Origin of the sequence: Cochlodiniinecator piscidefendens, assembly GCF_011326755.1 — a bacterium.
GTDB lineage: Bacteria > Pseudomonadota > Alphaproteobacteria > Rhodobacterales > Rhodobacteraceae > Cochlodiniinecator > Cochlodiniinecator piscidefendens.
On record NZ_JAAOIE010000001.1, the window covers coordinates 464,396 to 478,174 of the forward strand.

At 50.8% G+C, this 13,779-nt stretch carries 13 protein-coding genes; 7 read left to right on the forward strand and 6 right to left on the reverse strand.

Annotated elements, in window-relative coordinates; translation table 11 throughout:
- The first annotated feature begins 187 nt into the window (after positions 1 to 187).
- The 3 genes from purL (at position 188) to grxD (ending at position 3,235) form a co-directional block, all read left to right on the forward strand.
- Positions 188 to 2,353, forward strand: coding sequence for a phosphoribosylformylglycinamidine synthase subunit PurL (purL, locus tag G9C99_RS02355; RefSeq protein ID WP_166415841.1), 2,166 nt, complete (start codon positions 188 to 190; stop codon positions 2,351 to 2,353).
- A 249-nt stretch (positions 2,354 to 2,602) separates the two neighbouring features.
- Complete coding sequence (locus tag G9C99_RS02360; protein ID WP_166415842.1) at positions 2,603 to 2,839, forward strand: BolA/IbaG family iron-sulfur metabolism protein; 237 nt, start codon at positions 2,603 to 2,605, stop codon at positions 2,837 to 2,839.
- A gap of 33 nt (positions 2,840 to 2,872) precedes the next feature.
- On the forward strand, positions 2,873 to 3,235 hold the full coding sequence (grxD, locus tag G9C99_RS02365) for a Grx4 family monothiol glutaredoxin (RefSeq protein WP_166415843.1): 363 nt from the start codon (positions 2,873 to 2,875) through the stop codon (positions 3,233 to 3,235).
- 183 nt (positions 3,236 to 3,418) lie between these two features.
- Here grxD and G9C99_RS02370 read toward each other — a convergent pair whose 3' ends face one another.
- Together G9C99_RS02370 and G9C99_RS02375 are read right to left on the reverse strand one after the other, a co-directional pair.
- Positions 3,419 to 3,826: a cell division protein ZapA gene (locus G9C99_RS02370; protein WP_166415844.1), complete on the reverse strand. Its 408-nt coding sequence runs from the start codon at positions 3,824 to 3,826 to the stop codon at positions 3,419 to 3,421.
- On the reverse strand, positions 3,826 to 4,323 hold the full coding sequence (locus G9C99_RS02375; protein ID WP_166415845.1) for a hypothetical protein: 498 nt from the start codon (positions 4,321 to 4,323) through the stop codon (positions 3,826 to 3,828). Before G9C99_RS02375 ends, G9C99_RS02370 begins: the two co-directional genes overlap by 1 nt.
- A gap of 263 nt (positions 4,324 to 4,586) precedes the next feature.
- Here G9C99_RS02375 and tkt point away from each other — a divergent pair, with 263 nt between their 5' ends.
- Both tkt and gap read left to right on the forward strand, forming a co-directional pair.
- Positions 4,587 to 6,602, forward strand: coding sequence for a transketolase (gene tkt, locus G9C99_RS02380; protein WP_166416285.1), 2,016 nt, complete (start codon positions 4,587 to 4,589; stop codon positions 6,600 to 6,602).
- Between the two features lie 213 nt (positions 6,603 to 6,815).
- A complete protein-coding gene (gene gap / locus G9C99_RS02385) occupies positions 6,816 to 7,814 on the forward strand; it encodes a type I glyceraldehyde-3-phosphate dehydrogenase (protein ID WP_166415846.1) in 999 nt (332 codons plus the stop codon).
- 183 nt (positions 7,815 to 7,997) lie between these two features.
- On the opposite strand, the gene coaD is transcribed toward gap, so the two are convergent.
- The 3 genes from coaD to G9C99_RS02400 form a co-directional block, all read right to left on the reverse strand.
- A complete protein-coding gene (gene coaD, locus G9C99_RS02390) occupies positions 7,998 to 8,498 on the reverse strand; it encodes a pantetheine-phosphate adenylyltransferase (protein WP_166415847.1) in 501 nt (166 codons plus the stop codon).
- Between the two features lie 86 nt (positions 8,499 to 8,584).
- Positions 8,585 to 9,019, reverse strand: coding sequence for a CBS domain-containing protein (locus tag G9C99_RS02395; RefSeq protein WP_166415848.1), 435 nt, complete (start codon positions 9,017 to 9,019; stop codon positions 8,585 to 8,587).
- 65 nt (positions 9,020 to 9,084) lie between these two features.
- The gene (locus G9C99_RS02400; RefSeq protein ID WP_166415849.1) at positions 9,085 to 9,975 is read right to left on the reverse strand and encodes a LysR family transcriptional regulator; all 891 of its coding nucleotides are present in this window, start codon (positions 9,973 to 9,975) and stop codon (positions 9,085 to 9,087) included.
- 98 nt (positions 9,976 to 10,073) lie between these two features.
- On the opposite strand from G9C99_RS02400, the gene G9C99_RS02405 reads away from it, so the two are divergent.
- Complete coding sequence (locus G9C99_RS02405; protein ID WP_166415850.1) at positions 10,074 to 11,573, forward strand: CoA-acylating methylmalonate-semialdehyde dehydrogenase; 1,500 nt, start codon at positions 10,074 to 10,076, stop codon at positions 11,571 to 11,573.
- 42 nt (positions 11,574 to 11,615) lie between these two features.
- Here the strand turns inward: G9C99_RS02405 and G9C99_RS02410 are convergent, their stop codons facing one another.
- On the reverse strand, positions 11,616 to 12,479 hold the full coding sequence (locus G9C99_RS02410) for a hypothetical protein (protein WP_166415851.1): 864 nt from the start codon (positions 12,477 to 12,479) through the stop codon (positions 11,616 to 11,618).
- 139 nt (positions 12,480 to 12,618) lie between these two features.
- On the opposite strand from G9C99_RS02410, the gene G9C99_RS02415 reads away from it, so the two are divergent.
- The gene (locus G9C99_RS02415; protein WP_166415852.1) at positions 12,619 to 13,746 is read left to right on the forward strand and encodes a carboxylate-amine ligase; all 1,128 of its coding nucleotides are present in this window, start codon (positions 12,619 to 12,621) and stop codon (positions 13,744 to 13,746) included.
- Positions 13,747 to 13,779: the final 33 nt, after the last annotated feature.

Consider the following 13,779-nt stretch of genomic DNA (forward strand, 5'->3'; position numbering starts at 1 on the left):
TTTTTTGGGGGGGGGGCGGACGCTTTTACCGCACACGAGCCACCCGCTTGCTGCAATCACCACACCGCGTCGCGCTTCATTTCCCCACAAATACGACTAAAACGCCACATCTGGCCCATTCAGTCTTCCCCACGGCGCAAACTTCGCATAAGAGGGCGCCAATCTATGCTTTAGGGGACGCTACCACATGCAAGAGCCTGCCATCACCGAAGACCTGATCGCTGCCCACGGCCTTTCGCCTTCCGAATATGACCGCATACTCGAAATCATTGGCCGCGAGCCCACCTTCACTGAACTCGGCATCTTTTCTGCCATGTGGAACGAACACTGTTCCTACAAATCCTCCAAAAAATGGCTGCGCACTTTGCCAACCGAAGGCCCACAGGTTATTTGCGGCCCGGGCGAAAACGCAGGCATCGTTGATATTGGCGATGGTCAATGTGTCGTTTTCAAAATGGAAAGCCACAACCACCCCTCCTACATTGAACCCTACCAAGGTGCAGCCACAGGTGTTGGCGGCATTTTGCGTGACGTGTTCACCATGGGCGCGCGCCCTATCGCGGCGATGAATTCACTTAGCTTTGGCGCCCCTGATCATCACAAAACCAAACAGCTGGTCAACGGCGTTGTTGAGGGTGTTGGCGGGTATGGCAACTGCTTTGGCGTTCCGACTGTTGGCGGCGAAGTCCGCTTTCACCCCGCCTACAATGGCAACTGCCTTGTAAACGCTTTTGCCGCTGGTCTCGCGGATAGCGACAAAATCTTTTACTCAGCAGCCTCTGGCGTTGGGATGCCTGTTGTGTATCTCGGTGCAAAAACTGGTCGCGACGGTGTTGGCGGCGCGACAATGGCCTCCGCTGAGTTTGACGACACGATTGAAGAAAAGCGCCCAACCGTTCAGGTTGGCGACCCCTTCACTGAAAAACGCCTGATGGAAGCCACGCTCGAACTGATGGCCACGGGCGCTGTGATTTCAATCCAAGACATGGGTGCGGCTGGCCTGACCTGTTCGGCTGTTGAAATGGGCGACAAAGGCGGTCTCGGCGTAAAACTGAACCTCGAAGACGTCCCACAACGCGAAGAGAATATGACAGCCTATGAAATGATGCTGTCAGAATCCCAAGAACGCATGTTGATGGTCCTAAACCCAGAACTTGAAGCCGAAGCCCGCGCCGTGTTCGTGAAATGGGATCTCGACTTTGCCATCGTTGGGGAAACCATCGCTGAGGACCGCTTCCTTATCTTGCACAACGGTGACGTCAAAGCCGACCTGCCCTTGGCAACACTTTCCGGGTCTGCCCCAGAATATGACCGCCCATGGGTAGAAACCCCTGCGGCTGAGCCCCTGACAGATGCCGATGTACCACAGATCGACCCAATTGATGGACTCAAAGCCCTGATCAACACTGCAAACTACGGTGCAAAACAATGGGTCTATGAACAATACGACACCACCGTTATGGCCGACAGCATGCAGACACCCGGCATGGGCTCTGGTGTGATCCGCGTTCATGGCACCGAAAAGGCGCTGGCGTTTACCTCTGACGTGACCCCGCGCTACGTCAAAGCCAACCCAGTTGAAGGCGGCAAACAAGCCGTCGCCGAAGCCTACCGCAACCTGATTTCTGTCGGTGCGGTTCCATTGGCCACCACCGATAACATGAACTTCGGCAATCCAGAAAAACCCGAAATCATGGGTCAATTCGTTGGCGCGATCAAAGGCATCGGCGAAGCCGTTTCTGCCCTCGACATGCCCATCGTGTCCGGCAATGTTTCTCTCTACAATGAAACCGACGGTAAGGGCATTTTGCCGACACCAACCATCGGCGCCGTTGGCCTGATCAAAAATGCAGACGACGCCATTTTAGGCGAAGCCCGCGAAGGCCACGTTGCCCTCTTGATCGGTGAGACAGCCGGCCACCTCGGACAGTCTGCACTCTTGGCCGAAGTCTTCAACCGCGAAGACGGCGATGCACCTGCCGTCGATCTGGCTGAGGAAAAACGCAACGGTGACTTTATTAGCGCCAACCGCGAAATGATCAAAGCCTGCTCAGACCTTTCTGACGGCGGCCTAGCGCTCGCGGCGTTTGAAATGGCTGAAAACGCTGGCGTTGGTGTTTCCCTTGATACCGCAGACACCCAACAACTGTTTGGCGAAGATCAGGCGCGCTACCTTGTCGCTTGTAACTTTGATCAGGCCGAAGCCTTGATGATTGCAGCTGGTCAGGCGGGCGTAACGCTTAGCTCTGTCGGTACATTTGGCGGCGATAGCGTGACCATGGGCGGCTCAACTGCACCTCTCGCTGATCTGTCGGACATTTTCCGCGGCTCGTTTGAAGCATCCGTCGCTTAAACAGCCCTAAACCTTACTTTAGCGCGCGCAGCCTTAACCCGGCCTGCGCGCGTTTTCGTATGCATAGTTGCTGCATAAAAAGCATACGTTTGTCATACAGTTTGTGCATAGCCCATTTTCATAAAAATAAGGGCGTTAACCCGATTCTGGCGGTTTTTATGATAAAACCATAAAGTGACGCAGACTTGCTCTCTTGCGTATGGCCCCCAAGCGCCCTAAATCTTAATCAACAAACCAAAGGAATAGACTATGGCCATGCTTGCCTCTGACATCGAAACGCTGATCCGCGAAAGCTTCCCAAATGCCCAGATCACTGTGCAAGGTGATGACGGCGTGCATTTCGCGGCTGAAGTCATCGACGAAAGCTTTGCAGGCAAAAACCGCGTTCAACAACAACGCGCAGTCATGGCCGCCCTCAAAGGCAAAATGGACGGCCCCAACGGCGAAATCCACGCGATGGCCCTCACCACCAAAGCGCCTGAATAATCCGCGTTCCCGGCATTCTACGAAAGAAATCAAATGACTGATGCACAAACACAAATCAAAGAAACCGTAACTGAAAACGATGTTGTCCTCTTTATGAAGGGCACATCTTCCATGCCACAATGCGGCTTCTCTTCCCGCGTTGCAGGTGTGTTGAATTTCATGGGCGTCGACTACAAAGACGTCAACGTTCTCGCAGACGAAGCGATCCGCCAAGGCGTCAAAGATTATTCAGATTGGCCAACCGTTCCACAGCTTTACATCAAAGGCGAATTCGTCGGTGGTTGTGACATCATCACCGAAATGACCCTGTCCGGTGAACTCGACACAATGTTTGAACAAAACGGCGTCACCTACAACAAAGAAGCCGCTGACAAAATTCGCGAAGCCAACGCGTAAAACGTCAATCACTAAAGCGCCTCGCCTTAAACCTGAACCACCAATACCCTACCACGCCTTTGGCGTTCTCGGGACATTGGTGGCGCAAGTTGATTTTTGGTAAAGGCGAGACGCTGAAAACAGCAAAAGCCCACCATTCGGTGGGCTTTTTCATTTTAATAACAGTATCTTTCAACCCAAAGCTCAACTCGTAGGCGCTGCAGCTTCTGGTTCTTCAAACTGACTGGCAAGACTTTCAGCACGCGCCGCAATTTCCGCCATGGTGTCCGTCACAACAGCAGGAATTACGGGCACCTCAACCCGAACAGGTTCTGGTGCTGGTGCGTTTTTTAGCGCCTCTAATTCCGCTTGAACCACCGTCATTTGAGCCTTGGCCTGGCTAAGCTTTTCCTCAAGCCCTGCGGTTTTATCCGCAAGCATCAAACCCGCCATCAACAGCATACGTGGCTCAGGCAATCGTCCGATCTGACCCGCCAGAGTTTGTGCTTCAGTGTCCAAAAGCGCCGCAGCGGAATGTAGGTAATGTTCTTCGCCATCTTGGCAAGCGACTTCAAATTCGCGACCACCGATTGTGATGTGGACTTCAGCCATTACTCGGTCTCCTCAGTCACAAGAACCGGCGCAATTGACGCCAGAATGCCATCTAATTCCGCCCGATCCCCAGATTGCGCAGCACGCAATGCTTCTAGTTCGGCCATCATCGCCATATTGATCAAATGTGGTTCTGCAACCCCGGCTTCGTTCGCTTTGCGCAGCGCATCATTTGACTCGCGCAATTGTTGGTTTGCCGCCTGAATTCGCTTCAGCGCGACTTCCATCGTTGCGATTTCCGCGGCCTTTGCTTCCAATTCAGATTTCAGCTCATTCGCGGCTCGGTCCCGTTTGCGTTTCACAATACGCAAACGATCTAACAGTTGCGCATTTGCTGTGCGCTCATCTTCGAGTTCTGAAGTCACCTGCGCCAAATCCTCAGCGCTTGCGGTGTCTTGCGCAGGTGTCGCCTCCGCTTGGCGTTGACGCTCCATCCCCTGCCCGATCTGTTCAAGCGCGCGTGTGATACGCCGTTCTAGATCTGCAATTTCGGTCATATTTTGCCCCTTGGCTACGTTTTTAGGACCAGAGTCGCAGCATGCCCAGTCCTGGGACAAAGCGCAACGCCAATCGTCTCATTCTGTCGAATCGCGATCAGCATAGGTCTTTGGTTGAATTTAACCTGTCATTTCGCAAAATTCTCCCCCAAAGCGCATACAATCGACGCAAATGGCTTCGCTTTGCTTGATCTTCCTTGCTGGGCTGATAGAAGACTTGCGAAATCGCTCTAGCCCAAAGGAAGCGCCCCGTGGACACCACAGTGGATATCACCGCCCTGCGCGAAGCCAACCCAACTCATTGGAACAAAGCCGCTGCTATTCGTACGCTGACGCTTGACGCCATTGCTGCGGCAAACTCCGGTCACTCCGGTATGCCCATGGGGATGGCCGACGTAGCCACCGTTCTGTTTGAAAACCACCTGAAGTTTGACGCTGCAAACCCGCAGTGGCCAGATCGGGATCGGTTTATTCTCTCTGCCGGTCACGGATCTATGTTGATCTATTCTTTGCTCTATCTTGTAGGCGATAAGCAGGTCACTTTGGACCAAATCAAAAACTTCCGCCAAATGGGTGCGCTGACTGCAGGCCATCCTGAAAACTTCCTTTTGGATGCTGTTGAAACAACCACAGGCCCACTGGGCCAAGGTATTTCCAACGCTGTTGGCTTTGCCATGGCCGAAGAAATTCAACGTGGTCGTTTTGGTAAGAAAATCGTCGATCACCACACCTACGTTATTGCAGGCGATGGGTGTTTGATGGAAGGCGTTTCCCAAGAGGCCATCGGTCTTGCGGGTCGTCATGAACTGTCAAAGCTGATCGTTCTCTGGGACAATAACAACATCACCATCGACGGTCGTGTTGATCTTTCAGATCGCACCGATCAGTTGAAACGTTTTTCAGCTTCTGGCTGGTCAACACATGAATGTGACGGCCATGACCCTGCAGATATTGATCGCGCGATCAATGAAGCTAAGAAAACAGGTAAGCCCGCGCTAATTTCCTGCAAAACACATATTGCCTTGGGCCACGCTGCTCAGGACACATCAAAGGGCCACGGCGCACTAACCGACGCGGATCAAATGGCAGCAGCGAAAGCAGGCTACGGCTGGACCGCCGCACCGTTTGAAATCCCCGCGGATATCAAATCCCAATGGGAAGCGATCGGTAGCCGCGGCGCTGAGGCACGTCTCGCTTGGGAAGAACGTTTCGCGTCTGTTTCATCAAACAAACAAGGTGAATTTAACCGCGCCTACGCTCTTGAAGCACCAAAGAAACTGTCCGCAGCTATCAAAGCGTTCAAAAAATCTATTTCTGAAACAGCGCCAAAAGTTGCTACGCGCAAGTCATCAGAAATGGCTTTGGGTGTAATTAACCCATTGATGAATGAAACTGTCGGCGGCTCTGCGGATTTGACAGGATCAAACAATACAAAAACTGGCGATTTGGGCGTATTTGATCCAGAAAACCGCGAAGGCCGCTATATCTATTTCGGTATTCGTGAACATGGTATGGCCGCCGCCATGAACGGTATGGCCCTTCACGGTGGTATTCGCCCTTATGGCGGTACTTTCATGTGCTTCACCGACTATGCACGTCCCTCCATGCGCTTGGCAGCCCTGTGTAAAATTCCAACTGTTTTCGTGATGACCCACGATTCAATTGGCTTGGGTGAAGACGGTCCAACACACCAACCTGTGGAACACTTGGCAATTTCACGTGCGACACCGAATACATATGTGTTCCGTCCTGCAGATACTGTTGAAACAGCCGAAGCCTGGGAAATCGCGGTTACAGCAAAAGAAACCCCATCTGTTTTGGCGCTGTCACGTCAAAACCTGCCAACTATTCGTACAGAGCACAAAACAAAGAACCTGACCGCTCAGGGTGCTTATGTTTTGGCCGACGCAACCGATAAGCGTCAGGCAATCATCATGGCGACTGGTTCAGAAGTGGAAATCGCGCTTGCAGCACGTGATCTGCTCGAGGCTGAAGGCATCGGCACACGCGTTGTTTCCATGCCCTGTATGGAGCTTTTTGAGGAACAAGAAGAAAGCTATCGCAAGCGTGTTCTTCCGGGTGGTCCTGTCCGTGTCGCAGTTGAGGCTGGCGTTCAAATGGGTTGGGACAAATGGCTTACTGGTGAACGTGGCAAATCCACGAAAGCAGGCTTTGTCGGCATGGATCGCTTTGGTGCCTCCGCCCCTGCGGATGAACTGTATGCCAAATTTGGCATCTCTGCAGAAGCAGTCGCAGAAAAAGTAAAATCCTTGCTTTAATTTCGAAAGACAATCCAAGAAAAAGCCGCCTTTCTCAGGCGGCTTTTTTGTTTCGGTGGTCATAGCTGCAATTTGAATTACGACACTTCCTCATTTGTTAGCGCCACCACGTCAAGTTTGCGCTAACACGATGAAAAACGGGCGCTTTTCATCTTTCCGCCTCATGAAACAGGGTCTATATCCCAGCCAAACCCTTTTTTCAGGAGTCGTTCGATGACCGTTACCGTAGGTATCAATGGATTTGGCCGTATTGGCCGCTGCACCCTTTCTCATATCGCTGCAACCGCACGCGACGACGTAAAAGTGGTAAAGGTCAATGCAACAGGCCCTCTGGAAACAGCGGCACACCTCATCAAATATGACTCTGTTCATGGACGTTTCCCAAATGAAGTAAAGATCGGCGACGGCACACTTGATCTTGGTCATGGTGAAATGGAAATGTTCTCAACCTACAACATGGACGAGTTGGACTGGTCTGGCGTTGATGTTGTGATGGAATGCACAGGTAACTTCAACGATGGCGAAAAAGCCAAAAAGCACCTAGAGCGTGGCGCGAAAAAAGTTCTGCTGTCCGCACCTGGTAAAAATGTTGATAAAACCATCGTATTTGGCGTGAATGATGAACTGTTGACCGCTGACGACCGCATGGTTTCAAATGGATCCTGCACAACCAACTGTCTTGCACCGCTTGCAAAAGTGCTGCACGAAACTGTTGGAATTGAACATGGGTTAATGACCACGATCCACAGCTACACTGGTGACCAACCGACACTCGATCGTCGCCACAAAGATCTGTACCGTGCGCGCGCAGCTGCGATGTCCATGATCCCGACGTCCACAGGTGCAGCCAAAGCACTTGGCGAAGTTCTACCAGCGCTCAAAGGTAAACTGGACGGCACAGCAATGCGTGTTCCAACACCAAATGTTTCTGCAGTGGACCTGACATTCACAGCGTCAAAAGACGTCACCGCGGAAGACATCAATGAAATCATGCGCGAAGCAGCCGAAGGCCGGATGAAACGTGTACTTGGTTATGATGAAGAGATGAAAGTTTCGGTAGATTTCAACCAAACCGAAGAATCTTCTATATTTGCCCCGGATCAAACCAAAGTTGTTGGTGGTCGTCTGGTGCGCGTTCTGGCATGGTACGATAACGAATGGGCGTTCTCAGTGCGTATGGCAGATGTCGCAAATGCAATGGGACGCCTCTAATCTAGAGGATCGGGGGGCCTAGCCCCCCAATACATGCCAATGACGAACTTACTCGCTTTAATCTTTGGAGCCGTTATAATTTCGGTCTTTGCATTTGATTGGTTTTTTCTAAGCGGTGAGCTTCCCGCATTTTTGATGCAAAAACTCACCAAACTTATCGATTACCTAGCGGTTTGGCGCTAATTACAGCGCCTTACCGAACTTTTCGAGCAACGCAATGTGCACATCTTTAGTGACAAACTTAGATACGTCACCGTTTAGACGGCAAATCTCTTTGACCAGTTTTGATGCGATCGCCTGATGACGCGCCTCGGCCATCAAGAAAACGGTTTCAACAGAGGAATCAAGCGCTCGATTCATGCCAACCATCTGGTATTCGTATTCAAAGTCAGCAACAGCGCGTAACCCACGCACAATCACCTGTGCGCCAACATCGCGCGCGCAATCAATCAGAAGATTTTCAAAAGGATGGGCAACAATTTCGGTACCCGTTTTTTTGCTGAGCGCGCTGCACTCAGCTTCGATCATCGCAACCCGTTCTTCCAAAGAAAACAACGGCCCCTTGTCGCGATTAATTGCAACACCGATGACCAAGCGATCAACAAGTTGAGCTGCTCGTTCAATTATATCCAAATGCCCGAGTGTCACCGGATCAAACGTTCCGGGATAAAGACCAATGCGCATGACACCTTCCTCCTATAGTTCGGGCACGCAACAATATTGCGTTCCCGATTGCAAGGATTTTCTGCAATGCAGAATAGATGCGCGACCTAGTGCCCCATGATCATTCCCTGAAGCGCATCTTTTTCCATCGCGAGTTCCGACAATTGCGCCTTCACAACATCACCAAGAGAAATCAGGCCGACTAACGCTCCCTCGTCAATGACAGGCATGTGGCGAAAGCGCCCTTCGGTCATTTTCTGCATAACATCACCCGTTTGATCACCCGGCGCGCAGGTTACGAGCTTCGTGGTCATCAGATCGTCAACACTATCAGACATACAACCAACACCACGTTTTCCCAGCTCCCGAACGATGTCGCGTTCTGACAGAATCCCGTTTGCAGCTTTGCCGTCCTTAGAAATGACCACCGTCCCGATCCGTTTTTCCGATAATATCTTTGCTGCATCAGACACGCTTGATCCTGGCGCTATAGTCACAACAGAGTCTTCGGATTTGGATTTAAGGATTTGATGGACGAGCATATGGATCTCCTGAAATTGCAATACCCCAGCGTTGCCCCTAGGCAGCGATCTGTCAAGCACGAGGTTTAAGCGAGTCCTTCGAGGCGGGTGACTTCGGCCTTAATCCCCTGCCCTAATAAATTCGCAAATCGGTTCAAACGTTCAACACGACGATCATCTGCGTGCCGAACCAAATAGAAGCTCCGCGTCAGTGAAATATCATCCATCAAGATTCGCTTTACCCCTGTGGTCGACGGAATTGCAAAATCATGGACGATGGCAACGCCTGCCCCTTGTCGCACATAATTAAATTGCACCGAAAATGAATTTGACGATAGCTGCACTTTATCGACTTTCATCGCCGCTAGGTAATCAAGCTCTTTGTCAAAAATCATGTCGGGGATGTAGCCGATCAAGCGATGATCTTTGAGGTCACTCACCGAATGTATCTGCGGGTTCTCTGATAGATACTGCTCCGAAGCTGCCAGATGAAGATGGTAATCAGAAACCTTTTGCACCAGCAGGCGCCCTGCTTCGGGTGGGGAAACGGTGACTGCCATATCAGCTTCGCGTTTTGAAAGATTAAAAACGCGCGGCAATGCGACTATTTGCACTTCGAGACCCGGGTTTTCATCACAGATTTTTGCACAAACCTGCGGCAATAGATAGTTTGCACTGCCGTCCGGGGCACCAATACGAATTGCTCCGGTAAGATGACCGGCCTCTCCGCGCATATCCTCCATCGCGAGCGTAAAGTTTTGTTCAGCACGTGTGGCATGGATCAACAAACGTTCCCCCTCGCCCGTCAATGCATACCCCTGCGGGGACTTAACGAATAAAGCCGCGCCTAGGTCTTCCTCCAGCCGCGAAATACGTCGCCCTACGGTGGCCGGATCAATCTTTAATACCTTCCCAGCGCGCGAAAGACTGTCACTTCGTGCAACCCCCAGAAATATTCTCAAGTCATCCCAATGCATTACCATACCTATAAAAATGCAAAACCCTTTTGGAAAACTGCGCCTTTTCAATGCAAGAATGCAAGTCTAAATTTGCAGGGAAATTTGGGAGATTCACCATGAAAAAAATTGGTCACTTTATCAATGGCGCAGAAGTCGATGGCACGACAGGCCGTTATTCCGACGTTTTCAACCCTGCAACGGGCGAAGTTCAGGCGCATTTGGCTGTTGCTTCTGCAGATGAAGTAAATGACGCAGTCGCAAAGGCAGCTGCGGCGCAAGAAGCTTGGGGCGCAACAAACCCGCAAAAGCGCGGACGCGTTATGATGGCTATGGTTCAGCTCATGAACCGCGACATGGACAAGCTCGCTGAAGCGCTTTCCCGTGAGCACGGCAAGACCATCCCCGACGCCAAAGGCGATCTGCAGCGTGGCCTAGAAGTGATCGAATACTGCATCGGCGCACCACAAATGTTGAAAGGCGACTACACCGACAACGCGGGCCCGGGTATCGATATGTACTCAATGCGTCAGCCTTTGGGTGTTGTAGCCTCCATCATGCCCTTCAACTTCCCTGCGATGATGCCGCTGTGGCATGTCGGCCCGGCGTTGGCATGTGGTAACTCTGTGGTTCTGAAACCGTCTGAGCGTGATCCATCCGTTCCAATGATGCTTGCAGAGTTGTTTGTTGAGGCTGGCCTGCCCGAAGGGTGTTTCCAGGTTGTAAATGGCGATAAAGAAGCCGTTGACACACTGCTTGATAACGAAACCATCATGGGCGTGTCATTTGTTGGTTCCACCCCGATCGCGCAATACATCTATGCCCGCGCTACTGCGAACGGCAAGCGCGCACAGTGCTTTGGCGGCGCGAAAAACCACATGATCATCATGCCGGACGCTGATATTGATCAGGCGGCTGACGCGCTGATTGGTGCTGGTTTTGGCGCGGCTGGCGAACGTTGCATGGCGATCTCTGTTGCGGTGCCAGTCGGTGAAGAAACTGCAGACCGTCTGATCGACGCATTGGTTCCACGTGTCGAAAAACTACGCGTTGCCCCCTACACCGACGGCAATGATGTAGATTACGGCCCGGTTGTTACCGGAGAAGCAAAGCAGCGTATTCTTGGTTTGATCAACTCAGGTGTTGAACAAGGCGCAAAACTTGTGGTCGACAACCGTGACTTCAGCCTTCAAGGGTATGAAAACGGTTTCTTCGTTGGCCCACATCTGTTTGATAACGTAACAACAGATATGGACATCTACACCCAAGAAATCTTTGGGCCTGTTTTGTCAGTTGTACGTGCAAAAACATATGAGGAAGCCATCGGCATGGCGATGGATCATGAGTACGGCAACGGCACCGCAATCTATACACGCGACGGCGATACAGCCCGTGATTTTGCACACCGCATCAACATCGGTATGGTCGGCATCAACGTGCCAATCCCAGTGCCGTTAGCCTACCACACCTTTGGCGGTTGGAAAAAATCCATGTTTGGTGATTTGAACCAACACGGCCCAGATAGCTTTAAGTTCTACACACGCACGAAAACAGTAACCTCTCGTTGGCCATCAGGCATCAAAGAAGGTGGCGAGTTCAACTTCAAAGCCATGGATTAATCTTAGCTCAAAATCGAAAAAGCCCCGTTCGTCGGGGCTTTTTTATGAGGTTTCCCCAATTTCCAGTCCTTTGTGTAGAAAAGCGGCAACCTGTTTATGGAACCCTCGATCCCCCCAATACCCAACATGCGACATCGGATTCCAAAATTGGGAAAAGTTGCCCACGTTAACCCAATGATCCTCTAGCGCACCTTCGTATATCAGCTGTTCATATTTTGGGCTGACCGGCCCTAAGGGCATCCCCAACGCATCATCTTTGTCATTGTAGTTTAACCACCATGGTGCCAAGCGCCGAGATGGTAAAATCCCGAAACCCGGATAGGAAATTGGGGTTCTGTCTTCATACGGATAAGCGAAAGTAAAAATCGGAATATTACATCCAAATGTTACGAAGCCCGCCATCGTTTCCATCCGCTGAAAGGGTGTGTTTGCCGGAATGATCGAATTTTGTTTCTGAAGGTCATAAATATAATTCGACATCACATGCCCACCCAGAGAATGCGCAAGAACAATCAATGGAACACTGGGGCCCACTTTGCGTTCAAGGTTTTCAATACCTTCCGCAACACGTTGATGGATTTGCTGATACACAGTGCTTGTTCCGTCTGAATATCGATACGCGGCAGCATCCGTCAAACTGTGCATGACAAATTCGCGTGCACGCAGCCAACGCGAAGATTTTTTCAACCCTCGCGAAACATAGTCACTCTGAGGTTTTTGTAAAATATCCGCCCAGAATATTTCCTGCCACGTAATGTTGGTATCAAACACCTCAACACCTAATTGACGTTTTATTCCATCATGGAGACGTTTTGAAAAGCTCAGCGCGTTTATATCTGGCCTTTCGTCACCTTGGCTTCCCATTCCATGAATTACCGCAACGGCCACTTGATTGAAATTTGACATCTAAAATCCACTGATCTGAAATATTATAATTGATCATGCCACAGTTAAGAATATGGGCAAGCCCACATCACGAAATTACGATGCAACATATTGCGACATTCCTAGGTTCCTGCTTTTCTAGCGTAAAAGGGAGAAAGCTATGGCGCCCAGTGCCCCGACGTTCACCATAGGAATCGAAGAAGAGTATCTACTCGTTGATCAAGACAACTTAGCCCTTCGGGATGCACCAGATGCCTTGATGAAAGAATGCGTTGATGAATTGCAAGGCCAAGTCAGCCCGGAGTTTTTAAATTGCCAAATCGAAATCGGGACCTGTGTTTGCAATACTGTTGGGGCCGCGCGCGACGACCTCAAACGACTACGATCAACCGTATCTCGTGTCGCTGACCGTTATGGGTTGGTCCCGATTGCAGCATCCTGCCACCCCTTTGCTGATTGGAAAGACCAACGCCACACTGATAAGGACCGCTACAATACGCTCAGTAAAGACTTAGCTGGGGTTGTGCGCCGCATGCTGATTTGTGGAATGCATGTGCATGTCGGAATCGAAAACCCTGACCAGCGCATAGACCTTATGAATCAGCTAAAATATTTCCTACCGCATTTGCTAGCGTTATCGTGCTCTTCCCCTTTTTGGCAGGGTCAAGACACAGGGTTAAGTTCCTACCGTCTTACGGTGTTTGACAATCTTCCTAGGACGGGTCTACCGCCCAGACTCGACAGTTGGGGCGCATATCAACGCTCTGTCGATGCTTTGGTCGATCTAAATTTAATCGAAGACAGTAGCAAAATTTGGTGGGACCTGCGCCCTTCAGCACGCTTTCCAACACTGGAAAGCAGAATATGCGACGTCCAACCGCGTCTGGAACACACTTTAGCCTTAGCCGCCCTCACACAGTGTCTAACCAGAATGCTCTGGCGACTATCGCGCCATAATCAACGCTGGAGAATATACGACAATTTTCTTCTGGCGGAAAACAGATGGCGCGCACAGCGGTACGGTGTCACCGACGGGCTGGTTGATTTCGGAGCGCGAGAAATCGTTCCAATGCAAGCTCTTACCGAGGAGTTGATCTCGCTCATTGAAGAAGATGCAGAAGTTTTGGGATGTGTTAAAGAAATTCACACTTTACGCGATATCATCTGTTCCGGTTCTTCGGCTGACCGCCAAAGGGCGGTGTATACAGAAGCGGTTCGTAACAATAACCCTAATGCGCTAAAGACTGTTGTTTCTCATCTGATCAAAGAATTTCATCAGGATATTTAATGTTAAAAACCAATACTTAGTTTTTATTAGGAC

Bases quoted from the DNA above. Each gene is read 5' to 3' on its own strand.
- G9C99_RS02415 (WP_166415852.1), top strand. From the start codon at position 12,619: ATGGCGCCCAGTGCCCCGACGTTCACCATAGGAATCGAAGAAGAGTAT.
- G9C99_RS02405 (WP_166415850.1), top strand. From the start codon at position 10,074: ATGAAAAAAATTGGTCACTTTATCAATGGCGCAGAAGTCGATGGCACG.
- gap (WP_166415846.1), top strand. From the start codon at position 6,816: ATGACCGTTACCGTAGGTATCAATGGATTTGGCCGTATTGGCCGCTGC.
- G9C99_RS02395 (WP_166415848.1), bottom strand. From the start codon at position 9,019: ATGCTCGTCCATCAAATCCTTAAATCCAAATCCGAAGACTCTGTTGTG.
- purL (WP_166415841.1), top strand. From the start codon at position 188: ATGCAAGAGCCTGCCATCACCGAAGACCTGATCGCTGCCCACGGCCTT.
- G9C99_RS02370 (WP_166415844.1), bottom strand. From the start codon at position 3,826: ATGGCTGAAGTCCACATCACAATCGGTGGTCGCGAATTTGAAGTCGCT.
- coaD (WP_166415847.1), bottom strand. From the start codon at position 8,498: ATGCGCATTGGTCTTTATCCCGGAACGTTTGATCCGGTGACACTCGGG.
- G9C99_RS02400 (WP_166415849.1), bottom strand. From the start codon at position 9,975: ATGCATTGGGATGACTTGAGAATATTTCTGGGGGTTGCACGAAGTGAC.
- G9C99_RS02360 (WP_166415842.1), top strand. From the start codon at position 2,603: ATGGCCATGCTTGCCTCTGACATCGAAACGCTGATCCGCGAAAGCTTC.
- G9C99_RS02375 (WP_166415845.1), bottom strand. From the start codon at position 4,323: ATGACCGAAATTGCAGATCTAGAACGGCGTATCACACGCGCGCTTGAA.
- grxD (WP_166415843.1), top strand. From the start codon at position 2,873: ATGACTGATGCACAAACACAAATCAAAGAAACCGTAACTGAAAACGAT.
- G9C99_RS02410 (WP_166415851.1), bottom strand. From the start codon at position 12,479: ATGTCAAATTTCAATCAAGTGGCCGTTGCGGTAATTCATGGAATGGGA.